Source organism: Erwinia artemisiae, assembly GCF_051400835.1.
GTDB lineage: Bacteria > Pseudomonadota > Gammaproteobacteria > Enterobacterales > Enterobacteriaceae > Erwinia > Erwinia aeris.
In genome coordinates this window covers 1-23,834 of record NZ_JBLFFM010000007.1, presented here as the reverse complement: position 1 = coordinate 23,834, position 23,834 = coordinate 1, and the positions used below count along the sequence as shown (strand labels likewise).

The following is a 23,834-nucleotide window of genomic DNA, read 5'->3' as shown; positions in this document are numbered from 1 at the left end:
GAAGTATACGTCAAAATGCCCTAGCCGGGGCGGCGGTTGTTGGCATCGAACTCATTAAAATAGCTGATAACGCCATCCACTATAGCGCCGGCGATTTTCCGACGGAAAGCGGTGGTGCCCAGCAAGCGCTCTTCGGCGGGGTTGGTAATAAAAGAGGTTTCCACCAGCACCGAAGGGATAGAAGGCGATTTCAGCACGGCAAAAGCGGCCTGCTCGGGATGCTGACTGTGCAAATGGTGAATCGGCCGGATCTGGCTCAGCACGTGCTTGCCCAGCGTCAGGCTATTTTTAATCGTATCGGTCTGCACCAAATCAAACAGCACCTGCTGTAGATAGTGATCCTTTTGCGCTACCTTGACGCCGCCCACGGCATCGGCAGCGTTTTCGCGCTCGGACAGATAGCGGGCCATTCGGCTGCTGGCACCACGGTTAGAAAGGGCGAAAACCGAAGCGCCGTTGGCATCGGGGCTGGTAAAACCGTCGGCGTGTATCGACATAAAAAGATCGGCGCCGTGCTGGTGTGCAATTTCCACGCGCTCGCCCAGCGGGATAAAGCGATCGTTATCCCGCGTCAGTCGCGCCTCGATATGAGGATGATCGCTCAGCATCTGACGGATATGTCCGGCTATCTCCAGCACCACGTGTTTTTCTTCCGAACCTTCTTCACCTACCGCGCCAGAATCGATGCCGCCGTGGCCGGGATCGATCATCACAATCCTTTTACCCTTTGCTTTAGGCGGCGTGGCCCCGTGCGCGGATGCTGTTTTAAGCGGTGCTTCTTTTGCCCTGGCGGCACTGCCGCCCAGCAGCGCCAGCGCCAGGCCGGAAAGCAGCAGCTGACGGCGGGAAGTAAGCGGGGTCATCGGGCCAAACTTTTTCATTACAACATCCTCAGGGCGCAAAGTGCTTACTGTTATATCGTAACAATAAGACGACAGCGAGGCGGGAACTATTTCAACGTTTTACTTTTTATTTCAGGCCGCTAACGGCAGCGTAAATTCACTGCTCGTGCAGCCAGCTGGAAAAGCGATCGCGCGCTATCTGGGGATTATGTAGCCGCTTTCTGCCACTTTCTGGCAATTATCTCTTCGGAGGGTTGCGCCCGCGAAAGAAACCGCGATAATCAGCGAATTGTGGTTAACATCTGGGACAACGCTATGGAAATTCGCGTATTTAGCCAGGACGATTTTGAAGAAGTGATCACCCTGTGGGAACGCTGCGATCTGCTGCGCCCGTGGAACGATCCGGAAATGGATATTGAGCGCAAACTTAATCACGATCCCGACCTGTTTCTGGTGGCGGTGGTCGGTGGCGCCGTGGTCGGTACGCTGATGGGCGGTTATGATGGCCATCGCGGTTCAGCCTACTATCTGGGCGTGCATCCCGACTATCAGGGCCGTGGCTTCGCCAATGCGCTGATCAACCGGCTTGAAAAAAAGCTGATTGCGCGCGGCTGTCCGAAAATCAACGTGATGGTGCGGGAAGAGAACGACGCGGTGTTGGGTTTCTATGAAAAGCTGGACTACGAGACGCAGGACAGCATGTTACTTGGTAAGCGCCTGATTGAAGACCGCGAATATTAAGCCAGCCGACCGTTCCGCCATGTGCCTCTACACGCCCGACGACTACGATGCCAAAGGCCAGCTGAAGCTGCCGCTGGCCTTCTGGGGCGTGCTGCTGCTGCAGGCGCGCACCTGGCTACTGTTTATTATGGCCGGTGCCTCTCGCGATCAGGGCACGGCGCTGTTGGCGCTGTTCTATCCGGATACGCGCGCGTTCTGGACGGGCATTGCGCTGGGCGTGCCTGCGGCGGTAGGGCTGCTGCTGACCGGCTATCGCCAGCGTCTGCCGCGGCTCTGGCAGGCGTGGCGCTGGGTACTCTGCCTGTCGCTGGCCGTGATGCTCTGCGTGCAGTTCGCCAGCCTCTGGCTGGGCGAGGACACGCTGTCGCCGTGGATGATCCTGTTTACCGGTTTCGATCTGCTGGCGCTGGGCTGGTTTGCCTTCAGCGCGCGGCTGCGCGACTGTTTTGCGCCAGAGCAGCACCTCGAATAAACTTTTCTGCCGATCCGTACTCCAACCTTTCTTTGGGGCTGCCGTAAAAGGCGTTGTGCTATGGCAGCCGCCTCTCTTTTTGTCAGGAGTTTTCATGAAAACCGTTCGTCCTTTAGCCCTGGCCGCGGCCGTTATGCTGGCTGGCTGCGCCAGTTCCGGCGACGCCGCACCGGCCACTCACGGGGCCACCTGGTGGAACCCGCTGACCTATTCCTGGTCCAGCCTCTCGCCCTGGCACTGGTTCGGTTCTGCTACTGAGGTCAGCGAGCAGGGCGTTGGCGGCCTGAACGGCGCGACCGCGATGAACGAGCAGGCGGTTGGCGAAGCGCTGAACGACGACTATCAGATACGTAAAGGGATGCGCGGCGAAAACGGCAAGGTTATCACCTTCTTCCAGGCGCTCGACGGCAAAGAGGTGAAGCTGGAAATCACGGGCGAAACCAGCGTCAGCGAGGTGCGGGTGATGGATGACAGCATCCAGACTACCTCTGGTGTGAAGATCGGCACGCCTTTTAGCGACCTCTATAGCCGCGCTTTCGGTGCCTGTCAGAAGGCGGCTGGCGGCAAGGGAGTAGAGTGCCGCGCGCCGGACAGCCAGCATATCAGCTACGTCTTTACCGGCGAATGGCACGGGCCGGAAGGGCTGTTGCCGTCTGATGATACGCTGAAGAAATGGCAGGTAAGCCAGATCGTCTGGCGCCGCTGATTGGCCTGCGGCTGTGTGTCACAGGACAGATAGCCGCCGCTACCGTTATCAGAAACAGATCGGGATAGTCATTGCGCTTGCTGTCCCTTTCCCGATTGTTCCACGCGCGCAGCCAGCACACGCCGCCCGGCGTATCCGCGACCGTTCCCTGGACATGGTGTTCCCCTTGCGCGATCGTTGCTTCAAACAGGCTTTCTATTTCTGCCCGCTGCATAACCTGTCCCGCCCGCTTATAGCTTTTTAAACTTCCAAATCACCAAACGGTATATAAAACAGTTACTCCTTTTCGTGTGGTTATAAATAAACTGAACCCTCTCAGGCCGTGAGACGGGCCATCTTTCCGGGATGAACAGCATGACCACACTGAAAAAAATCTGTAGCGGCGCCTTTCTGCTGCTGCTGGCCGGGTCAGCCCAGGCGACAGAGCTGCTGAACAGCTCTTATGATGTCTCACGCGAACTGTTTGCGGCCCTGAACACGCCTTTTGAACAGCGTTGGGCGCAGCAAAACGGCGGCGACAAGCTGACGATTAGGCAGTCACACGCCGGGTCGTCCAAACAGGCGCTGGCCATTTTGCAGGGCCTGAAAGCCGATGTCGTAACCTATAACCAGTTGACCGACGTGCAGATCCTGCACGATCGCGGCAACCTCATTCCGGCGGACTGGCAGCAGCGTTTGCCCAACAACAGCTCGCCTTTCTATTCCACCATGGCTTTTCTGGTGCGCAAGGGCAATCCAAAGCAGATCCATGACTGGCGCGACCTGGTCAAAAGCGACGTAAAGCTGATATTTCCTAATCCAAAAACCTCCGGCAACGGTCGTTATACCTGGCTGGCCGCGTGGGGCGCGGCGGATAAAGCGGACGGGCACGACAAAGCAAAAACCGAACGGTTTATGGCGCAGTTCCTTAAAAACGTCGAGGTTTTTGATACCGGCGGGCGCGGCGCGACCACCACTTTCGTCGAGCGCGGGCTTGGCGACGTGCTGATCACTTTTGAGTCGGAAGTGAACACTATCCGTAATCAGTACCCGCAGCAGGATTTTGAGGTAATTATCCCGCACAGCAACGTGCTGGCGGAATTCCCGGTCACATGGATCGATAAAAACGTGGCGGCCAACCATACGGAAAAAGCGGCCAAAGCGTACCTGAACTATCTCTACACGCCTGCGGCGCAGAAAATCATCACTCAATATTATTACCGCGTAAATAATCCTGAGCTGATGGCGCAGCAGCGGCAGCGCTTTCCGGCCGTCGATTTGTTCCGCGTGGAACAGGTATTCGGCAGCTGGGAGCAGGTCATGAAAACGCAGTTCGCCAGCGGTGGCGAACTGGATAAGTTGTTAGCAGCGGGACGTGAGTAATGTTTGCCACTAAAAGTAAGCGCGTGCTGCCCGGCTTTGGACTGAGCCTGGGCAGTAGTCTGTTTTTTACCTGTCTGATCCTGCTGTTGCCGATCAGCGCGCTGCTGATGCAGCTGTCTGAGATGACGCTGGCACAGTACTGGGATGTGGTAACCAATCCCCAGATGATTGCCGCCTATAAGGTGACGCTGCTATCGGCGGGCGTCGCCTCGGTGTTTAACGCCTTTTTCGGCATGCTGATGGCCTGGATCCTGACGCGCTACCGTTTTCCGGGGCGCGCGCTGCTGGATGGCTTAATGGATCTGCCTTTTGCGCTGCCGACGGCGGTAGCAGGCCTGACGCTGGCCGGGCTTTTTTCCGTGAACGGCTGGTACGGGCAGTGGCTGGCGCAGTTCGATATTAAAGTTTCCTACACCTGGCTGGGGATCGCCGTGGCGATGGCCTTTACCAGCATTCCTTTCGTGGTGCGCACGGTGCAACCGGTGCTGGAAGAGCTTGGCCCGGAATATGAAGAGGCGGCGGAAACCCTCGGCGCCACGCCGTTTCAGAGCTTCCGCCGCGTGGTGCTGCCGGAAGTTGGCCCGGCGCTGCTGGCCGGCACGGCGCTCTCTTTTACCCGCAGCCTGGGCGAGTTCGGCGCGGTGATCTTTATTGCCGGTAATATCGCCTGGAAAACCGAGGTGACCTCGCTGATGATTTTCGTGCGTCTGCAGGAGTTCGACTATCCGGCAGCCAGCGCCATCGCTTCAGTGATCCTGGCCGCCTCGCTGCTGCTGCTGTTTGCGATTAACACTCTACAAAGCCGCTTTGGCCGTCGTCTTGGAGGTCAATAATGGCTGACGTTACCGAACTGAATCACGTTGGACGCGAGCGTCCGCGCTGGGGCAAATGGCTGCTGATCGCCACGGGCATGATCGTCTCGCTCGGCCTGCTGGTGGTGCCGCTTATCGCTATTTTCGCCAGCGCCTTTTCCGATGGCGTGACGGCCATGTTCAGCAACCTGAAAGATGGCGACATGCTGCACGCCATCTGGCTGACCGTGCTGATGGCGCTGATCACCGTGCCGGTTAACCTGGTGTTCGGCACGCTGCTGGCCTGGCTGGTGACGCGCTTCACCTTTCCCGGCCGCCAGCTGCTGCTGACGCTGTTTGATATTCCTTTTGCCGTGTCGCCGGTGGTGGCGGGGCTGATGTATCTGCTGTTCTGGGGCGTAAACGGCCCGGCGGGCGGCTGGCTGGACGAGCACAGCATTCAGCTGATGTTCTCCTGGCCGGGTATGGCGATGGTCACTATCTTCGTGACCTGTCCGTTTGTGGTGCGCGAACTGGTGCCGGTGATGCTGAGCCAGGGCAGCAGCGAAGATGAAGCCGCGGTGCTGCTTGGCGCCTCCGGCTGGAAGATGTTCTGGCGCGTTACGCTGCCAAATATCCGCTGGGCGCTGCTGTACGGCCTGGTATTAACTAACGCGCGCGCGATTGGCGAGTTTGGCGCGGTTTCGGTGGTTTCGGGATCGATTCGCGGCGAAACCTACACGCTGCCGCTACAGGTAGAATTACTGCATCAGGACTACAACAGCGTGGGCGCTTTTACCGCCGCCGCGCTGCTGACCCTGATGGCGATAGTCACGCTGTTTCTGAAAAGCGCGCTGCAATGGCGTTTAGAACGCCGCGCGCAACGGGAGGGGGAACAATGAGCATTGAAATCAGTAACATCAACAAATCCTTTGGCCGGACTAAAGTGCTGAACGATATTTCGCTGGATATCCCTTCTGGTCAGATGGTGGCGCTGCTGGGCCCGTCCGGCTCCGGGAAAACCACGCTGCTGCGTATTATCGCCGGTCTGGAGAGCCAGAACAGCGGCCGTCTGAGCTTTCACGGCAACGATGTGACGCGGCTGCACGCCCGCGACCGTCGCGTCGGCTTTGTATTCCAGCACTATGCGCTGTTTCGCCATATGACGGTATTCGACAATATCGCTTTTGGACTGACCGTGCTGCCGCGCCGCGAGCGTCCTTCTGCGGCGGCCATTAAAGAAAAAGTCACGCGCCTGCTGGAGATGGTGCAGCTGGGACATCTGGCCGGGCGTTTCCCGGCACAGCTTTCCGGCGGTCAGAAACAGCGGGTGGCGCTGGCGCGTGCGCTGGCGGTCGATCCGCAAATTCTGCTGCTTGATGAACCCTTTGGCGCGCTGGATGCGCAGGTGCGTAAAGAGCTGCGCCGCTGGCTGCGACAGCTGCACGAAGAGCTAAAGTTCACCAGCGTCTTTGTTACCCACGATCAGGAAGAGGCGATGGAAGTCGCCGATCGCGTGGTGGTGATGAGCCAGGGCAATATCGAGCAGGCTGGCGCGCCGGATGAAGTATGGCGCGATCCGGCCACCCGTTTCGTGCTGGAATTCCTGGGCGAAGTGAACCGCTTTGATGCTGAAGTGCACGGTTCGCAGTTCCATGTCGGCGCGCATCGCTGGCCACTGGGCTATGCGCCAGCGCACCAGGGTGCGGTCGAACTGTTCCTGCGCCCGTGGGAAATCGACGTCAGCCGCCAGAGCAGCCTGGAAACGCCGCTGCCGGTGCAGGTGCTGGAAGTCAGCCCGCGCGGCCACTACTGGCAGCTGGTGGCACAGCCCACGGGCTGGGGTGAGCAGCATGAACCGATCACCGTAGTGATGGAAGGCGAGCAAACCGCGCCGATCCGCGGCGAGCGTCTTTTTGTCGGCCTGCAACAGGCGCGCCTTTATAAAGGCGATACGCCGCTGCGGCAGGTTGCCTTTGCGCAGAGCGCCTGATATTTTCTACCGCCATCCGGGTCAGGTTATGCCTGACCTTTTTTGCCGGTAAGGCCTTCTTCAGGAACCATCACTTGACCACGCTCGAACACACCATCGGCAACACGCCATTGATCAAGCTTCAGCGGCTGACGCCAGACAACGGCAGCGAAATCTGGCTGAAGCTTGAGGGCAATAACCCCGGCGGCTCGGTCAAAGATCGCGCCGCGCTGTCGATGATCCAGCAGGCGGAGCGGCGTGGCGAAATCCGGCCCGGCGATATGCTGATCGAAGCGACCAGCGGCAATACGGGCATCGCGCTGGCGATGATCGCCGCGATGAAAGGCTACCGTATCAAGCTGCTGATGCCCGATAACATGAGCATGGAACGTCAGGCGGCGATGCGGGCCTACGGCGCGGAGCTGCTGCTGGTAAGCCGCGAGCTGGGCATGGAGGGCGCGCGCGATTTGGCCCGCGATATGGAAGCGCGCGGAGAGGGCAAAGTGCTCGATCAGTTTAACAATCCTGATAACCCGCTGGGCCACTACGTTACCACCGGCCCGGAAATCTGGCAGCAAAGCGCAGGAAGGCTGACGCACTTTGTTTCCAGCATGGGCACTACCGGCACCATCACCGGCGTGGGACACTATCTGAAAGAGCAGAGCGGAACGGTAGCTATCGTGGGGTTACAGCCCGCCGAAGGCAACAGCATTCCCGGCATTCGCCGCTGGCCGCAGGCCTATCTTCCCGCCATCTATCGACCGGAGCTGATCGACCGTATCCTGGATATGACCCAGCAGGAGGCGGAGGAAACCATGCGCCTGCTGGCGCGCCGTGAAGGCATTTTCTGCGGCGTCAGTTCCGGCGGGGCGGTGGCCGGCGCGCTGCGTATTGCGCAAGAGCAGCCCGGCAGCGTTATTGTCGCTATCGTCTGCGATCGTGGCGACAGGTACCTCTCTACCGGCGTGCATTCGTCACCAGACTGATCCCTCTATCGGCGTGCATACGCCAGCCCGCTCTCCCTCCTGGCAGGCCCACGCTTTCGGGCCGCTCAATTTGTGCTCATGCCGTTACACTGTAAGGATTGGGTAAAACCTGCTGCTATTGTTTGAGCAACAGGTGAAAATAGCGCCTGGCCTGGAGAGAGATAACGCATGAAAATTTTACTGGTTGATGACGATCTGGAGCTGGGCACCATGCTCAGCCAGTATCTGATTGCCGAAGGATTTGACGCCACGCTGGTACTGAGCGGCAAAGCGGGGATTGAAGGGGCGATGTCGGGCGGCTATAGCGCAATGATCCTGGACATCATGCTGCCGGATATGAGCGGCATTGATGTGCTGCGTCAGGTGCGGCAGAGTAGCCGCCTGCCGGTCATCATGCTGACGGCGAAGGGTGACAATATCGATCGCGTCATCGGCCTGGAAATGGGTGCCGATGACTATATGCCTAAACCTTGCTATCCGCGCGAGCTGGTCGCCAGGCTGCGCGCCGTGCTGCGCCGCGTTGAAGAACAGCCGGTGGTGGTGGAAAGCCGTGAAGTGGTCAGCTGGGGCGAGCTGACGCTAAACCCGGCCACGCGCATCAGCGAATGGCAGAAGCAGCCGTTCGATCTCACCGCTTCGGAATTTAATCTGCTGGATCTGCTGCTGCGCTCGCCCGATCGCGTGGTTTCTAAAGATGAGCTGTCGGAAAAGGGGCTGGGTCGTCCTCGCGAAGCCTACGATCGCAGCGTGGACGTGCATATCAGCAATATCCGCCAGAAGCTTTCCGCTTTAACCTGTGACGCCATCACCATCGAAACCGTTCGCAGCATCGGCTATCGCATCCGATGACGGCGGGCTTTCGTGGGCTGCTCTTCTGGAAGATCCTGCTGGGTTTCTGGCTGACGTTTCTGATTATGAGCCAGCTGCTGTGGCTGAGCTTTTCCCTGTATGGCCGGCACCACGAACCGCCGGAAAACCTGGCGGCCCGGCGCATCGTTAATTTGCAGATGACCTCGGCCGTCTCGGTATTGCAGCGCGGCGGCATGGATGCGCTCAACGATATGATGGCGGACTGGTCCGCCAACGATCGCCGCTTCTTCTCGGTACAGGTGATGAAAAAGCCGCCGCAGGAGCTACCGCACGGCGACCTTAACCGCGATTTGCGGCCCGGCGAGTTCCCGAAAGAAGTGATCGAATGGGTGACCGGTGCCGATGGTCAGCAGTATCAGCTGCGCTACGACGTGCAGGGGCTGCGCGAAGACAGCCATATGGCCGGTGGCCACCGCAGCTTTCTGAATATTCCTGAACCCATGCTGTTTATGGCGGGCGGCGGCGGGCTGCTGTTCAGCCTGTTTCTGGCGTGGAACCTGACCCGACCTATGCGTCAGCTGCGAGAAGGTTTCGATCGCGTCTCCAAAGGCGATCTCTCCGTGCGGCTGTTTCCCAAAATGCGTCGGCGGCATGACGAGCTGTCGGTGGTGGCGCAGGATTTTGACGCCATGGTTGAACGCCTTTCCGTGCTGGTTAAGGCGCGCGAGGAGCTGCTGCACGATGTTTCTCACGAGCTGCGCTCGCCGCTGGCGCGTCTTCAGCTGGCGACCGGGCTGGCGCGGCAAACGCCGGAGTCGGTAGGGCAATCGCTCGACAGGATCGACGAAGAGGCGCGGCGGCTGGATAAGATGATCGGCGAGCTGCTGACGCTGTCGCGCGCCGAGCATCAAAGCCTGCCGGACGAGCAGTATTTCGATCTGCTTGGGCTGCTGGAGGCGGTCGCCAACGATGCGCGCTACGAGGCTCAGGGTTCCGGCGTGGAAATCATGCTGAATGCGGACCAGAACGGCGACTACACGGTTAAAGGCGACGCCAAGCTGATCCGTTCCGCAGTGGAAAACGTGGTGCGTAACGCGCTGCGTTTTTCCGGGCAGGGGCAGCAGGTCAGGATCTCGCTACAGCAGGACAGCGGCTGGCTCACCATCGGCGTCAGCGACCAGGGCCCCGGCGTGGATGCGGACAAGCTTTCCAGCATTTTCGATCCCTTTGTGCGCGTGAATTCGCCGCTATCCGGCAAAGGCTACGGCCTGGGGCTATCAATTGTGCGTAAGGTGATCCTGGCGCATCAGGGCGAGGTCAGCGCGGTGAACGGTAAAAACGGCGGGCTGGAACTGACGCTGAAGCTACCGCACTGGGTGGCTTAGCTTAACGAGGGTGCTATCATTGTCCGACACCTTTTATTCGCATTTATGAGGTAAAGGATGAATAAAGCGTCGTCCAGTAAGCAACAGGAAGTGCAGCGGATTGTGGATGCCATCTCCAACGCCATTGCGCAGCATCGGCTTAAGCCGGGCACACGGTTAATCGAAGCCCAGATTGTCGAGGTGCTGGTGGCCAACCGCAATCACGTGCAGAGCGCGCTACAGCGTCTGGCGATGCAGCATATCGTCACCATTGAACCGCATCGCGGCGCGATGGTCGCCAAACCGGAAGCGCGCGAAGCCCGGGAAGTCTTTACCGCCCGGCGAGCGGTAGAGAACGCCATTATAGCCGGTATCACCACGCAGCAGATGCAGCGCTATCAGACTGAGCTGATCGCGCAGCGACAGGCGGAGAAAGAGGCAATTGCCAGCAATAACCGCCTGGAAATTGTACGGCAGCTGTCGCAGTTCCATCTTTTGCTGGCGGAAATCAGCGATAACCGCGTGCTCAGCGAAATTCTTACCAATCTTACCGTACGCAGCTCGCTGATTGTCGCGCTCTACCAGCGCAATGAGGATCCGGCCAGCCACTGCGAACAGCACAGCTTGATAGTCGCTGCGCTGCAGGCGGGTGACAACCACCGCGCACAGCAGTTGATGCATCATCATATGCATGAACTTGAGCTACAGCTGTCGCTGGATGAGATAGAAGAAGTGCCCAGCCTGCGCGATGCGTTAGCCTGAAAAAAAAGGCCGCCTGATTGCTCAGGCGACCTTTCAGACAGGCACGGCTTACTTTTTGATGCGGATCACCGGTGTTTCGCCCACGGTAACGCTACCCGTCAGCTTAAGCAGCTCTTTGATCTCGTCCATATTAGAGATCACCACCGGCGTCAGCGTAGATTTCGCTTTTTCTTCCAGCAAAGGCAGATCGAATTCGATGATCACGTCACCTTTCTTCACTTTCTGGCCTTCTTCAGCGATACGCTTAAACCCTTCACCCTTCAGTTCAACGGTATCAATCCCGAAGTGAACGAACAGCTCAATGCCGCTGTCCGATTCAATGGAAAATGCATGATTGGTTTCGAAGATTTTACCGATGGTGCCGTCAACAGGCGCCACCATTTTGTTGCCGGCAGGTTTGATTGCGATACCGTCGCCAACAATTTTCTCCGCAAATACCACGTCCGGCACGTCTTCAATGTTTACGATTTCGCCGGACAGCGGTGCCACGATCTCAATGGCACCAGATGCGGTATCTGACTTATCGCCAAAAAGTTTTGAAAACAAACCCATGATCTTCTCCTAAGCAGTAATATTTGGCCAGCGCTTCTGGATCTCAGCAGAGTGTTTTTTCTTCAATGAACTTGTTGACCAGGTTCATCAACTCTTCCGCTGTCGGTTGAGCCAGAGCCTGTTCTGCTAACGCCTTAGCATCTTCAAAATTCGTATTACGAATAATTTTTTTGATGCGCGGGATAGAAATGGCACTCATGCTGAATTCGTCCAGCCCCATTCCCAGTAACAGTAGTGTAGCACGTTCATCGCCTGCCAGCTCACCACACATCCCTGTCCATTTCCCTTCAGCATGAGATGCGTCAATAACTTGCTTGATCAGCGTCAGCACGGAAGGGGTCATTGGGTTGTACAAATGCGAAATCAGATCGTTACCGCGATCGACCGCCAGCGTGTACTGCGTCAGGTCGTTGGTGCCGATACTGAAGAAATCGACTTCTTTAGCCAGATGATGCGCGATTGCGGCTGAAGCTGGCGTTTCCACCATAATGCCGACTTCAATCTGCTCGTCAAAAGCTTTGCCTTCTTCACGCAGCTGCGCCTTCAGCGTTTCCAGCTCGGCCTTCAGCGTGCGCACTTCCTCAACGGAAATAATCATCGGGAACATAATGCGCAGCTTGCCGAAAGCGGAAGCGCGCAGGATGGCGCGCAGCTGGGCGTGCAGGATTTCCGGGCGATCCATCGCAATACGGATGGCGCGCCAGCCGAGGAACGGGTTGTCTTCTTTTGGCAGGTTCATATACGGCAGATCTTTATCGCCGCCGATGTCCATCGTGCGTACGATAACGGCCTGCGAACCCATCGCTTCCGCCACGGCTTTGTAGGCCTGGAACTGCTCTTCTTCGCTCGGCAGCGAGTCGCGATCCATAAACAGGAATTCGGTACGGTAGAGGCCCACGCCTTCCGCGCCGTTACGCTCCGCGCCAGCTACATCGCGCACGGTGCCGATGTTGGCACAGACTTCAACCTGATGACCGTCAAGCGTTACCGCAGGCAGATCTTTCAGCTTGGCCAGATCGTTCTTTTCCGTCACGTACTGAGTGTGGATAGCTTTCAGTTCGTCGATCTGCTCCGGCGTTGGATTAACGTAAACCTGGTTGTTCACGCCGTCCAGAATCAGATAATCGCCATTCTTCACCTGGCTGGTTACGTCGCCCGTGCCGACGATGGCCGGCAGCTCCAGCGAGCGCGCCATGATGGAGGTGTGGGAAGTACGGCCGCCCAGGTCGGTAATAAACCCAAGCACTTTGTTCAGGTTCAGCTGCGCGGTTTCAGACGGCGTCAGATCTTTGGCAACCAGCAGCACTTCTTCGGCAATGGCGCTGAGATCGACGATATGCAGGCCGAGAATGTTTTGCAGCAGACGTTTACCGATGTCGCGCACGTCGGCGGCGCGCTCTTTCAGGTACTCGTCGTCCAGTTCTTCCAGCGCTTTCGCCTGGCCTTCAATCACGGAGTGGGCGGCCGAGTCGGCTGAGGCCAGCTCGTCTTTAATCAGGGCTATGATTTCCTGCTCAAGCTCTTCATCTTCCAGCAGCATGATGTGGCCTTCAAAGATGGCCTCTTTCTCTTCGCCGAAGGTCTCCCCGGCTTTGGTTTTGATCGCCTCAAGCTGCGCGGCAGCCTTGCTGCGACCATCGAGAAAACGCTGAACTTCCTGCTCAACCTGGTCGGTAGTAATTTTTTTCCGGTTGATGACTATTTCATCTTCTTTCAGCAGAAGCGCTTTGCCAAAAGCGATACCCGGTGATGCTAAAATGCCTGAAATCATAACCCTACCTTTTTAATTACTGATAATCGCGAGCGAGAAACTGCGGCGAACCCGGCACCGGCGAGAAACCCGGCGGCCACCCGCATCTGACAGGCGCTCCACTGTATTAAAACAACAACGCGGACATGCTGTCCGCGATCAATTATGTTGCAATAAAGTGCCTGTCGCGTAGAAAAAGCTGACGCTTATTCGAGTTCGGCCATCAGTTTGACCAGGTGCTCAACGGCTTTCTGCTCGTCTTCGCCTTCGGCGGAAAGCGTCACGACGGTGCCCTGAGTCAGGCCCAGCGTCTGCAGTTTAAACAGGCTTTTGGCGCTGGCGGATTTGCCGTTAGAGGTCACGGTGATTTCAGAAACGAAAGCCTTGGCTTCTTTAACAAACTGAGCGGCAGGGCGAGTGTGTAGACCGTTAGGCGCGGTAATGGTGACTTCTTGCTGGAACATGTTGTTTCCCCAACTTAATTTATTTGGCGTTATTCCAAAGCTTAGCCTGGCGGCGCCGCTTTGGCCTGAATGTCTCGCGCAGGTCCGTGTTTAACAACGTGCCAGAAATGCGCCGAAATATGACAGATAGCGCGCGGATAACATGGCACACCGGCTGCGCTTTCTTCCTCTTCATTATGCCGTGCTTTCTGCTTTCGCGCCAAACCGGTAAATCGATTCAGCTACAGGCAATTCACGCAGCGATTAATTTTGAGGTTCGAAATAATTGGTTGCTTAGATACCAGACACCCGCAGGTAAAAGCAATGTGGAAAGTGGCAAAAGTTTGACGTGCTCCACAAAAAAGCACCCTGGCGGGTGCTTTTTCAGACAGTTTCAGGCAGCCGCAATCGCTACTGTAATTCTTTCTCGGTAAAGAGATCGGCAAACAGCGCCGTACTTAAGTAGCGCTCGCCGGAAGAGGGCAGGATCACCACGATAGTTTTATTGGCAAAAGCTTCATCTTCCTGCAGCTTGAGGGCAGCGGCAACCGCAGCGCCAGAGGAGATCCCGGCCAGAATGCCTTCTTCTTCCATCAGACGGCGCGCCGTAGAGATAGACTCTTCGTTGGTGATAGCCACCACACGATCGACCAGATCCAAATCCAGGTTGCCAGGGATAAAGCCGGCACCGATACCCTGAATTTTATGCGGGCCAGGCTTGATCTCTTCACCAGCCAGCGCCTGGGCGATGACCGGCGAATCCGACGGCTCTACCGCGACGGCGATCAGATCCTTTTTGCCTTTGGTATTTTTGATATAGCGGCTGACGCCGGTCAGCGTGCCGCCCGTGCCCACGCCGGCGATAAAGACGTCGACTTCGCCGTCAGTATCTTCCCAGATTTCCGGGCCGGTGGTTTTTTCATGAATTTCCGGGTTAGCCGGGTTGCTGAACTGCTGTAGCAGCACAAATTTGTCCGGATCGCCGGCGACGATTTCTTCCGCTTTGGCAATCGCGCCCTTCATGCCCTTAGCGCCTTCCGTCAGGATCAAATTCGCACCCAGCGCCTTCAGCAGCTTGCGGCGCTCCACGCTCATGGTTTCCGGCATGGTCAGCGTCAGCTTGTAGCCGCGCGCGGCGGCCACGTAGGCCAGCGCGATGCCGGTGTTGCCGCTGGTTGGCTCAACCAGTTCGACGCCAGGTTTCAGAATGCCTCTTTTCTCGGCGTCCCAGATCATGTTGGCGCCGATGCGGCATTTCACGCTGAAGCTCGGGTTACGGGATTCGACTTTAGCCAGAATGCGTCCGTTACCAATCCGGTTCAGGCGAACCAGAGGCGTATGGCCGATTGTTAACGAATTGTCTTCATAGATCTTACTCATAACCCGTCCTTAACTGTATGAAAAATGGGAACTGCATCAAGCATACCCGGTTCAATTTTTCAAGGAAGTAAAGAAATAGTATATATATATGTTCTGCGGCAATAAGGGTGAAGCAAAAAGCATAAGCCTTATTTTACCTGCCCCAGCGCGCCGCGATAGCGATCGACCCACATGGCGGTCGCGCCGCAAACGGCTACCGGCATAATCGCCAGATTCAGTATCGGCACCATGGTAAATAAACTCACCAGCGCGCCGAACTGCATCACATCCGTTTTATGCCGTTTTAGCGATGTACGCATCTGCCGAAAACTGACCTTATGGTTATCAAACGGATAATCGCAGTACTGAATCGAGAGCATCCAGGCGCTGAATAAAAACCAGAGAACAGGCGCGACCGTTTGCCCAAATCCGGGGATAAAATAGAGCAGTAGCAGAACGAGCGCGCGCGGCAGATACCATGCCAGCTTTTGCCATTCGCGCTTCATAATGCGCGGAATATCCTTCACCATGCCCGCCCAGCCGCTGTCCGGCATCGGTTTTCCGGTGAGTTTAGCCTCCAGCTGTTCGGCTAACAGCCCGCAAAAGGGCGCGGCTATCCAGTTGGCCACGGTCGAAAAGAAATAGCTGAATACCAGCAGCACAAAAATAACCGTCAGCGGCCACAGCAGATAGTTGAGCCAGTGCAGCCAGTCGGGCACATGAGACATTAAAGCGGGAAGCCACTGCTCCAGCCTGAAGAACAGCCAGATAAACGCGCCACCCATCAATAAAAAATTAAGCGCCAAAGGCACAATAACAAAGCGGCGAATGCCGGGCAGTCGGATCAGCTGCCAGCCTTGGGCAAAATAGTGGATCCCATTGCCGGAAGCGCCGGTACGGTGAAGAGCCATGTCTGCTTTCCTTAAGTTAACAAGCCGTGCGCGGCTATCATAACTCAGCCGTTTGCGCTGAGCAGAAGAGATTTGCGCGAAAAAACAGCAAATAACCGTGTCGTTTCACGCTTATTTGTCAGAAAATACTGCACGGACTTGCACTTGTGCAGCGGGGCAAATACAGTTAGGGGATAAAGTTTGCCGCGGTGGCAAGGTATTGGAACAACAGAGAATACAATGATGCAGGATTTGCGTCTGATATTAATCGTTGTTGGCGCGATCGCTATAATAGCGCTTCTGCTTCACGGCTTCTGGACCAGCCGTAAAGAGCGCTCATCCGTTTTTCGCGATCGTCCTCACAAACGTTTAAAACAGGATAGAGAAGAGGCTTTTGACGACGTCGATGATGACGCGGGCAGTGCTCGCGGCAAAAGCCCGCGTCCGCGTAAAGCAGAAGAAGATGAGCCGGTAGTCGGCAGCTTTGACGAGCAGGCGCCGCCGCGCCCGGTAAAACCGCGCGCTCAGCCAGAACCTGTTCGCCATCAGCATCCGGTTGATGAGTCTCTCGAGCTGGATCCGCTCTTCGGCGGCGATTTGCCGCAGGAAGCCGATGACGAACCTTCCGTTCCGGTAAGCCGCAGGCAGCCGGAAGCGCCGCAGCCGGTTCAGTCTGCTCCGGCACGGCCTCAGCCGGTTGAGTCTGCTCCGGTACAGCCGCAGCCGTCCCCGTCTGTTCAGCCTGCTCCGGCACGGCCGCAGCCGGTACAGTCTGAACCGACCTTCGTCGAGCCGGAACCGGAACCCGCGCCGCAGCCTGAGCGCCCGGTCGCACCGCAGGAAAAACCTAAAGAAACGGTACTGGTGCTGCACGTTAGCGCCCATGCCGGCGGCGTACTGAACGGCGAGGCGCTCCTGCAGGGCGTGCTGCAGGCCGGTTTCCAGTTTGGCGAAATGAACATTTTCCATCGTCATCTCAGCCCGGCGGGCAGCGGCCCGGTGCTGTTTAGCCTGGCGAATATGGTCAAGCCCGGCTCGTTTAATCCTGATGAAATGTCAGATTTTTCTACGCCCGGCGTCTCTATCTTTATGATGGTGCCTTCCTATGGCGATGCGAATCAGAACTTTAAGCTGATGTTGCAGTCCGCCCAGCGCATCGCTGACGACGTTGGCGGCGTGGTGCTGGATGACGAGCGCCGGATGATGACGCCGCAAAAGCTGGAAACCTATAAAAACCGCATTCGTGACGTTATTGAGGCGAACGCCTGAGTTACCGGCACGCCTTCCTCTCTGTACACAAGACCCCCGCCAGCCGGGGGTTTTTTATCGCTATGGTGCCGCTATGGAATCCGTACAAGACAAAATCATCGCTCTGCAAACCACGCTTCGCCATTACGAATACCAGTATCACGTCCTTGATGAACCGGTAGTGCCGGACGCCGAATACGATCGCCTGATGGGCGAATTGCGCAAGCTGGAAGCGGCGCATCCCGATCTGGTGACGCCCGATTCGCCGACCCAGCGCGTAGGCGCCGCGCCGCTGAGCGCGTTTGAGCAGGTGCGTCATGAAATCCCGATGCTGTCACTGGACAATGCTTTTGATGATGAAAGTTACCTTGCCTTTAACAAACGCGTGCAGGACAGGCTAAAAAGCGTTGATGAAATCACTTTCTGCTGTGAGCTAAAGCTGGACGGCCTGGCCGTCAGCCTGCTGTATGAGAACGGGCTGCTGGTGCGGGCGGCAACGCGCGGCGACGGCACCACCGGCGAGAACATCACCTCTAACGTGCGCACCATCCGCGCTATACCGCTGCGGCTGCACGGTGACAATATCCCGGCACGCGTTGAAGTACGCGGTGAGGTTTTTATGCCGCAGGCAGGTTTCGAGGCGCTGAACGAAGAAGCGCGGCGTACCGGCAGCAAAGTTTTCGCCAACCCGCGTAATGCTGCGGCCGGGTCGCTGCGCCAGCTCGACCCGCGTATTACCGCTAAGCGTCCGCTAACGTTTTTCTGCTACGGGCTGGGGCTGTTGGAAGGCGGTGAAATGCCGCGCAGCCACCTGGGCCGCCTGCAACAGTTTAAGGCCTGGGGGCTGCCGGTCAGCGACCGTGTGCGCCTCTGCCACACGCCGGAAGAGGTGCTGGCTTTCTATCGCAAGGTGGAAGAGGATCGCGCCACGCTGGGCTTCGATATTGACGGCGTGGTGATAAAAGTGGACTCGCTGGATCTCCAGGAGCAGCTGGGCTTCGTGGCGCGCGCGCCGCGCTGGGCGATAGCGTTTAAATTCCCGGCCCAGGAGCAGATGACGCACGTGCGCGACGTTGAATTCCAGGTTGGCCGGACGGGCGCGATTACCCCGGTCGCCAGGCTGGAGCCCGTACAGGTCGCGGGCGTGATGGTCAGCAACGCCACGCTGCACAATGCTGATGAGATAGACCGTCTGGGCTTGCGTATCGGCGATCGGGTGGTGATCCGCCGCGCGGGTGACGTTATCCCGCAGGTAGTCGGCGTGATCGAGGCCGATCGTCCGGCAGATGCCAGAGCGGTAGAGTTTCCTACGCACTGCCCGGTTTGCGGCTCGGACGTGGAGCGTGTAGAAGGCGAAGTGGTGGCGCGCTGTACCGGCGGCCTGATTTGCGGCGCGCAGCGCAAAGGCGCGTTAAAACATTTCGTTTCCCGCCGTGCGATGGACGTGGACGGCATGGGCGATAAAATCATCGACCAGCTGGTGGAAAAAGAGTACGTCAAAACGCCTGCCGACCTGTATAAGCTGACCGCGGGCAAGCTCACCGGCCTGGATCGCATGGGGCCGAAGTCTGCACAGAACGTGGTGGACGCGCTGGAAAAATCGAAGCAAACCACGCTGGCCCGTTTCCTTTATGCGCTGGGCATTACGGAGGTGGGCGAGGCGACGGCAGCCAACCTCGCCGCGCATTTTGGCTCGCTGGAAAGCATCATCAGCGCCGATCTGGACGCGTTGATCGGCGTGCAGGATGTCGGTAAGGTAGTGGCTGCCCATGTGCGAAATTTCATGGACGAGGAGAGCAACCGCGAGGTTATCCGCCAGCTGGTGGAAGAGGCCGGTATTCACTGGCCAGCGGTTGCGGTAGTCAAAGCGGAGGAGATCGACAGTCCTTTCGCCGGCAAAACCGTGGTGCTGACCGGGTCGCTGACGCAGCTTTCGCGCGATGAGGCCAAAGATCGCCTGGCCGCACTGGGCGCTAAAGTCAGCGGCAGCGTCTCGAAAAAAACCGATCTGGTGATTGCCGGGGAAGCAGCAGGCTCCAAGCTGACCAGGGCGCAGGAGCTGGGAATTAAGGTGATCGACGAAGCGGAGATGATTCGACTGCTGGGTGAATAAATGGAAAAAGAGCACCTGATTGAGATTGCCAATACCGAAATGCCCTTTGGAAAATATAAAGGGCGTTTCCTGATCGATTTGCCGGAGCCTTATCTGCTGTGGTTTGCGCGTAAGGACGAGTTTCCGGCAGGTCATCTGGGCGAGTTAATGCGTCTTACGCTGGCAATAAAGATTGAAGGCCTGGAAGGCCTGCTTAAACCACTTAAAAAAAGCTGAAATAACGGGGGAAGTCGCTTCCCCCGCTGCGGCTATTTCTGCGATTCCACCACCGTTTTAGCTTTCGATACCTGCTTTTCCACCTGTTTTTCTCCTGCCTTTTTATAGCGTTGCGCCAGCATAGAGCAGACCATCAGCTGCACCTGATGGAAAATCATCAGCGGCAGCACGATGATGCCGACCGCAGCAGAAGGAAACAGGATATTTGCCATCGGCACACCGTTCGCCAGGCTCTTTTTCGATCCGCAAAACAGAATGGTAATTTCATCCGCCCGGTTAAAGCCAAACAGACGCGCGGCCAGCAGATTAATGGCCAGCGCCACAAACAGAATGCCGAGGCTGCCGATCAGGATATAGAGCAGGGTCATCGCGCCGACGCGGTGCCAGATGCCGTTTACCACCGCTTCGCTAAAGGCGGAATAGACTACCAGCAGAATAGAAGCCTGATCCGTTTTACCAATCAGCCCGCGATGTTTTTCGACCCACTCTGCAATCCAGCGACGCGAGATATGCCCCAGAATAAAAGGCACCAGCAGCTGCAGCATAATGCTGCCTATCTGCGTCAGGCTACCGTTGGCGGCATCGTTATGCACGTTCATCACCAGCCCGACCAGCAGCGGAGAGATAAACACGCCCAGCAGGCTGGAAGCCGACGCGCTGCACACCGCAGCCGCCACGTTGCCGCCAGCCAGCGAAGTAAGCGCAATTGCCGACTGCACGGTCGCGGGCAAAATACAAAGGTAGAGGAAGCCGGTATAGATTTCTGCGCTGACCGGCAGCGGATGCCACCAGACAAACAGCAGGCCGAGCAAAGGAAACAGCACGAAGGTGCTGATCATTACCCATAAATGCAACCGCCAGTGGCCGCCGCCGGCAATGATTTTTTCGCGCGACAGCTTGGCGCCGTGCATAAAAAACAGCAGGGCGATAGCGGCCGTGGTCAGCCACTCAAAGAAAGTCACAAAGTGGCCGCGCGCGGGCAGGAACGTTGCCAGCAGTACGGTAATAATCAGTTTAACCATCATGGGATCGAGCCGGAGAAACCGCATTGTTAATGCCTCGTTAATAAATCAATGTCGCTATTGTGCGTCAGCAGGGTTTAGAAATAAAATTGATTTATTGAATTCATATATGAGTTAAATCGATGAATTATACGCTCAGGCAGCTGCGGGTGTTTGTCGCCGTCGCGCAGCAGAGGAGCTTCAGCCAGGCGGGCCAGATGATAGGGCTGAGCCAGTCGGCCGTCAGCCACAGCGTCAAAGAGCTGGAAAGCGAGATGGGTATCCGTCTGCTGGACCGTACAACGCGTGAAGTGATGCTGACCGAAGCTGGCGTCCAGCTGGCCAGCCGCCTGGAGCGCCTGTTGGAAGAGCTGAATACCACGCTGCTGGACGTGCGCAGCTACGGTCAGCAGCGCAGCGGCACGGTCAGGATCGCCGCCAGCCAGACCATCTCCGCGCATCTGATGCCGCAGTGCCTGGCCGCCAGCCAACTGCATTTTCCTGAAATTAAAATCATGCTTCGCGACAGGCCACAGCAGTGGGTACTGCAAAGCATCCGCAACGCGGAAGTGGATTTCGGGATCGTGATAGGGCCGCTCCAGGTAGACGATCTGGAGGGCGAAGCGATCCTGGAAGAACCTTTTCTGCTGCTCTGTCGGCAGGACGATCCGCTCGCCGCAGAGAAAGAAATTAGCTGGCAAATGCTGAACCGACGGCTGTTGGTGCTACAGGACTATTCATCAGGCAGTCGGGTATTAATCGACGAGGCGCTGCGCCAGCAACAGGTAAAGGTGGAAATCGTGCAGGAGATAGGGCATCCGGCGACGCTTTACCCGATGGTGGAAGCGGGAATAGGCATCAGCATTTTGCCGGCGCTTGCGCTGCCGCTGCCGCAGGGGAGGCCGCTGCTGGTAAGAAGAATAACGCCGGAAATCAATCGCTCGATTATGCTGGTCAGACGCAAGAACCGCTCGCTGTCGCCCGCGGCGGAAGCTATCTGGCAGGAAGTGCGCCAGCAGGCTGCCCTGCTGACGCAGCAACGCGCGCTTGCGCCAGCGTTTTAGATATAAACGTTGAGCGAATTAGCTGCGGTTGGCCGGTTTACGCCGTCGGCTACTTTGCTGTAGGCCGAGGCCGGATCCTGCTGTGCTTCCTTTTTATCCTGCGCTTTCTGCGCCTGCTGCTGCTCCAGCTGAGTAATTTGTGCCTGTAGCAGCTGGATCTGACTATTGATAACCTGTTCCTGCTCCGTTTTCTGCTCATTGGTGAGGGTGGTATCCGTCGCCAGCGATTTTAGCTGGTTTTGCAGGTTGACTACCTGCTTGTTCAACGCAGCAATTTTGGACGTCGAGCCGGCCGATGAACTGCCGGAACCGATCGAAGTGTTGGTACTGGTTGTAATTGTTGTCATCGCTATCTCCTTTGTATTTAACCACTACGGTTATCGGTAAGCACCACGGGAGACTTGACTACAAAAAGCGTAAAAGAAGTGATAAGAATTCGAAAGGGGGCGAGAACTTACATTAATGGCAGATTTGCGTGCAAAAGTTAACCCTCGCATAAAATGGAACATCCGCAACACCGGCTCAGGGAGAGGCCTTATTGCCGCCGCTATTGCATTTATCCTCCTTCTCGTCCAGCTCACACTTTTTAGCTATTTCTGTAGACAGGATCGACACGCCAGGATGGTCAGAAAAAATCTTACCGATTTTTTCTTCCAGACGTCGTGCTTTTTTAGGTTGGCCAATGCGTTGATAATAAGAGTTGTATACCGCATAGAGCGCCGCGCTTTTTAGTGCGATATAATCGTCATCCATATCGGCATGTTCCTTGAGAAAATGGTCCGTTAAATCTTCCAGGAATTTTACAAATGGTGCTTCCTCTTTTGTAAACGTATTAAGCGGACGATCGGCCTTGATTAATTCCAACCAGGAATAGAACATGACGGGCGTAGGGTTTTTTTCAAAGACATATTCATAAAAATCGCCAATAACCTGATTTTTAATCTCTTGTGGCAGCGTCTCCGTAATCTGAATCAAACGATCGATCAGTGTCAGATCGGCAGTGGTATCTTTATCTAATTGCCAGGAAGCATAATTACCTTTGGCAAAATTCCGGTTAAACGTTGCTTCATCCGTATAGGGGTAATAAGGATAAGTCGTTAGCGCCTGCATCAGCAGTTCGGCATGTGTGGCGTTATCGAGCTCATCATTATAGACATCACTGAAAGAGATGATGAGTCCGCTCATTAAATAATTGAGCTCGGGTTTGATAAAGGGATGCGCTTTTTGTAGTTCACTGATTGCATCAAGCGTCTTAACGATCTGATTAGCGATACCAATTGAGCCGATCTCTGCTTTTTTAGCCCTTAATGACCGCGCGTTAATATCGATAAAGAGGATGGTAGCAATGATGGAATGCTTCTGATCTTCACTTAGCGTTTTATTACTGATAACTTTAGCGAAAAGATGGTTATACCAATCGTTTTCATGTGTCAATGAATGGGCATTAGGATCCATATAGTTTTGATTGATACTGTAACGCAGCTCGCTGAGTTTGCCTTCCTGAGAAAAACCGACCAGAGTGACCGGCGCCTGCGATTTCTTTTGCGCCAGGGCAATCAGTTCTTCTTTCGACATATTCGTCAGAAATAAAGAGGGGAAACGCCAGCTTTCTGTCTCATCTGGTGAGGTAAAAGTAAAATATGGATTTTCTTTCGCGCTAATTTTTTGGCTGATTCGCTTTAAATTCTGGCTAATTTTTTCCGCATTGGTATCTGTCGCCGCGCTGACCCATGCGCCGTCTTTTTCGCTATAAAAACCTGAAATACCGATCAGGGATGCCGATGGATAGGGATTATAGAACAATGCGGTAAGGCTGGTTGCTATTGCCAGGATAAAAACAACGCAGCCATTTTTGCCAGGCCACCTCTTTTTGTAATAAAAGTAACCGGACATAGCCAGAATCAGGGCTATTGAAAGGCTAATTATTGGCGTTCGCCAATAATTCAGGAAGAAGAAAAAGGCGGTATGGTTAAAAAATAGCAATGCCGCTACAGCTGCCAGCGCCGTGATGAGTCCCGCAACTTTACTTATATTATCCATTATCATCAGTCCGTACTTCAGCCACGCAGGTCAGTAACGAAGATAACAGATTAATGGATGTAATGTTTAGTAGCAATGACTGAAGGAAAATGACACCCCGTGGTAAATGGAAACTGTCCGAATTACAAACGGCAAAAAGGCGCCTTTCTACATTGGTGGGTCGTGCAGGATGACTCGGCTGAAGCCTCGCCCTTCGGGTCGTTGCCTGCGGCAACGCTGTCTCCCTCTGGTCGACTCGACCTGCGGCAGGTTCGAACCCCGCCCGAATTACGCACGGCAAAAAGGCGCCTTTAGGGCGCCTTTCTACATTGGTGGGTCGTGCAGGATTCGAACCTGCGACCAATTGATTA

24 protein-coding genes and 1 other RNA gene are annotated in these 23,834 nt (G+C 56.2%); 15 read left to right on the top strand and 10 right to left on the bottom strand.

Annotated elements, in window-relative coordinates:
- Positions 1 to 20: 20 nt before the first annotated feature.
- Complete coding sequence (gene amiA / locus ACMGEE_RS15595; protein ID WP_253459449.1) at positions 21 to 881, bottom strand: N-acetylmuramoyl-L-alanine amidase AmiA; 861 nt, start codon at positions 879 to 881, stop codon at positions 21 to 23.
- 276 nt (positions 882 to 1,157) lie between these two features.
- On the opposite strand from amiA, the gene ACMGEE_RS15590 reads away from it, so the two are divergent.
- The 11 genes from ACMGEE_RS15590 (at position 1,158) to ACMGEE_RS15540 (ending at position 10,808) form a co-directional block, all read left to right on the top strand.
- The gene (locus ACMGEE_RS15590) at positions 1,158 to 1,583 is read left to right on the top strand and encodes a GNAT family acetyltransferase (RefSeq protein WP_125289591.1); all 426 of its coding nucleotides are present in this window, start codon (positions 1,158 to 1,160) and stop codon (positions 1,581 to 1,583) included.
- A gap of 19 nt (positions 1,584 to 1,602) precedes the next feature.
- Positions 1,603 to 2,055 (top strand): DUF2919 domain-containing protein, encoded by a 453-nt coding sequence (locus tag ACMGEE_RS15585; RefSeq protein ID WP_253461253.1) that lies wholly within the window; start codon positions 1,603 to 1,605, stop codon positions 2,053 to 2,055.
- A 94-nt stretch (positions 2,056 to 2,149) separates the two neighbouring features.
- Complete coding sequence (locus tag ACMGEE_RS15580) at positions 2,150 to 2,761, top strand: RpoE-regulated lipoprotein (protein WP_253459451.1); 612 nt, start codon at positions 2,150 to 2,152, stop codon at positions 2,759 to 2,761.
- 345 nt (positions 2,762 to 3,106) lie between these two features.
- Positions 3,107 to 4,123 carry a sulfate ABC transporter substrate-binding protein gene (locus ACMGEE_RS15575; RefSeq protein WP_436830321.1) on the top strand — a complete coding sequence of 339 codons (1,017 nt, stop codon included), beginning with the start codon at positions 3,107 to 3,109 and terminating at the stop codon, positions 4,121 to 4,123.
- Positions 4,123 to 4,956 (top strand): sulfate/thiosulfate ABC transporter permease CysT, encoded by an 834-nt coding sequence (gene cysT / locus ACMGEE_RS15570; RefSeq protein WP_253459455.1) that lies wholly within the window; start codon positions 4,123 to 4,125, stop codon positions 4,954 to 4,956. The genes ACMGEE_RS15575 and cysT overlap by 1 nt, the downstream gene beginning before the upstream one ends.
- A complete protein-coding gene (cysW, locus tag ACMGEE_RS15565) occupies positions 4,956 to 5,816 on the top strand; it encodes a sulfate/thiosulfate ABC transporter permease CysW (protein ID WP_253459457.1) in 861 nt (286 codons plus the stop codon). Before cysT ends, cysW begins: the two co-directional genes overlap by 1 nt.
- The gene (gene cysA, locus ACMGEE_RS15560) at positions 5,813 to 6,907 is read left to right on the top strand and encodes a sulfate/thiosulfate ABC transporter ATP-binding protein CysA (RefSeq protein WP_253459460.1); all 1,095 of its coding nucleotides are present in this window, start codon (positions 5,813 to 5,815) and stop codon (positions 6,905 to 6,907) included. Before cysW ends, cysA begins: the two co-directional genes overlap by 4 nt.
- 74 nt (positions 6,908 to 6,981) lie before the next feature.
- On the top strand, positions 6,982 to 7,872 hold the full coding sequence (gene cysM / locus ACMGEE_RS15555) for a cysteine synthase CysM (protein WP_301251991.1): 891 nt from the start codon (positions 6,982 to 6,984) through the stop codon (positions 7,870 to 7,872).
- Between the two features lie 168 nt (positions 7,873 to 8,040).
- Positions 8,041 to 8,721: a response regulator transcription factor gene (locus tag ACMGEE_RS15550; RefSeq protein ID WP_253459466.1), complete on the top strand. Its 681-nt coding sequence runs from the start codon at positions 8,041 to 8,043 to the stop codon at positions 8,719 to 8,721.
- Positions 8,718 to 10,067, top strand: a complete 1,350-nt coding sequence (locus ACMGEE_RS15545) for an ATP-binding protein (protein WP_301251990.1) — start codon at positions 8,718 to 8,720, stop codon at positions 10,065 to 10,067. Before ACMGEE_RS15550 ends, ACMGEE_RS15545 begins: the two co-directional genes overlap by 4 nt.
- Positions 10,068 to 10,124: 57 nt before the next feature.
- The gene (locus ACMGEE_RS15540; RefSeq protein WP_436830320.1) at positions 10,125 to 10,808 is read left to right on the top strand and encodes a GntR family transcriptional regulator; all 684 of its coding nucleotides are present in this window, start codon (positions 10,125 to 10,127) and stop codon (positions 10,806 to 10,808) included.
- 48 nt (positions 10,809 to 10,856) lie between these two features.
- Here the strand turns inward: ACMGEE_RS15540 and crr are convergent, their stop codons facing one another.
- From crr to cysZ, 5 genes are all read right to left on the bottom strand, one after another.
- A complete protein-coding gene (gene crr, locus ACMGEE_RS15535) occupies positions 10,857 to 11,360 on the bottom strand; it encodes a PTS glucose transporter subunit IIA (protein WP_436830319.1) in 504 nt (167 codons plus the stop codon).
- A 43-nt stretch (positions 11,361 to 11,403) separates the two neighbouring features.
- The gene (gene ptsI / locus ACMGEE_RS15530) at positions 11,404 to 13,131 is read right to left on the bottom strand and encodes a phosphoenolpyruvate-protein phosphotransferase PtsI (protein WP_253459478.1); all 1,728 of its coding nucleotides are present in this window, start codon (positions 13,129 to 13,131) and stop codon (positions 11,404 to 11,406) included.
- 185 nt (positions 13,132 to 13,316) lie between these two features.
- Complete coding sequence (gene ptsH / locus ACMGEE_RS15525; RefSeq protein ID WP_125289603.1) at positions 13,317 to 13,574, bottom strand: phosphocarrier protein Hpr; 258 nt, start codon at positions 13,572 to 13,574, stop codon at positions 13,317 to 13,319.
- A gap of 390 nt (positions 13,575 to 13,964) precedes the next feature.
- A complete protein-coding gene (gene cysK, locus ACMGEE_RS15520) occupies positions 13,965 to 14,933 on the bottom strand; it encodes a cysteine synthase A (RefSeq protein WP_301251988.1) in 969 nt (322 codons plus the stop codon).
- A 128-nt stretch (positions 14,934 to 15,061) separates the two neighbouring features.
- Entirely contained in the window at positions 15,062 to 15,823 is a 762-nt protein-coding gene (cysZ, locus tag ACMGEE_RS15515; protein WP_253459484.1) for a sulfate transporter CysZ, read from the bottom strand.
- Between the two features lie 219 nt (positions 15,824 to 16,042).
- Between cysZ and zipA the strand changes: the two genes are divergently transcribed.
- The 3 genes from zipA (at position 16,043) to ACMGEE_RS15500 (ending at position 19,379) form a co-directional block, all read left to right on the top strand.
- Entirely contained in the window at positions 16,043 to 17,071 is a 1,029-nt protein-coding gene (gene zipA / locus ACMGEE_RS15510) for a cell division protein ZipA (protein WP_436830318.1), read from the top strand.
- A 73-nt stretch (positions 17,072 to 17,144) separates the two neighbouring features.
- On the top strand, positions 17,145 to 19,163 hold the full coding sequence (gene ligA, locus ACMGEE_RS15505; protein ID WP_301251984.1) for an NAD-dependent DNA ligase LigA: 2,019 nt from the start codon (positions 17,145 to 17,147) through the stop codon (positions 19,161 to 19,163).
- Positions 19,164 to 19,379, top strand: coding sequence for a DUF3820 family protein (locus ACMGEE_RS15500; RefSeq protein WP_125289609.1), 216 nt, complete (start codon positions 19,164 to 19,166; stop codon positions 19,377 to 19,379).
- A 32-nt stretch (positions 19,380 to 19,411) separates the two neighbouring features.
- Here the strand turns inward: ACMGEE_RS15500 and ACMGEE_RS15495 are convergent, their stop codons facing one another.
- Positions 19,412 to 20,428 (bottom strand): bile acid:sodium symporter family protein, encoded by a 1,017-nt coding sequence (locus ACMGEE_RS15495; protein WP_253459494.1) that lies wholly within the window; start codon positions 20,426 to 20,428, stop codon positions 19,412 to 19,414.
- A gap of 95 nt (positions 20,429 to 20,523) precedes the next feature.
- Between ACMGEE_RS15495 and ACMGEE_RS15490 the strand changes: the two genes are divergently transcribed.
- Positions 20,524 to 21,444, top strand: a complete 921-nt coding sequence (locus ACMGEE_RS15490; protein WP_301251982.1) for a LysR family transcriptional regulator — start codon at positions 20,524 to 20,526, stop codon at positions 21,442 to 21,444.
- Here ACMGEE_RS15490 and ACMGEE_RS15485 read toward each other — a convergent pair.
- The 3 genes from ACMGEE_RS15485 to ACMGEE_RS15475 all read right to left on the bottom strand — a co-directional run bounded on the left by ACMGEE_RS15485 (position 21,441) and on the right by ACMGEE_RS15475 (position 23,762).
- Positions 21,441 to 21,791: a FlxA-like family protein gene (locus ACMGEE_RS15485; protein ID WP_253459500.1), complete on the bottom strand. Its 351-nt coding sequence runs from the start codon at positions 21,789 to 21,791 to the stop codon at positions 21,441 to 21,443. The genes ACMGEE_RS15490 and ACMGEE_RS15485 overlap by 4 nt on opposite strands.
- 175 nt (positions 21,792 to 21,966) lie before the next feature.
- Positions 21,967 to 23,484: a hypothetical protein gene (locus tag ACMGEE_RS15480; RefSeq protein ID WP_436830317.1), complete on the bottom strand. Its 1,518-nt coding sequence runs from the start codon at positions 23,482 to 23,484 to the stop codon at positions 21,967 to 21,969.
- A 153-nt stretch (positions 23,485 to 23,637) separates the two neighbouring features.
- A non-coding RNA gene (locus ACMGEE_RS15475) (RtT sRNA) lies at positions 23,638 to 23,762 on the bottom strand.
- Between the last annotated feature and the right edge of the window lie 72 nt (positions 23,763 to 23,834).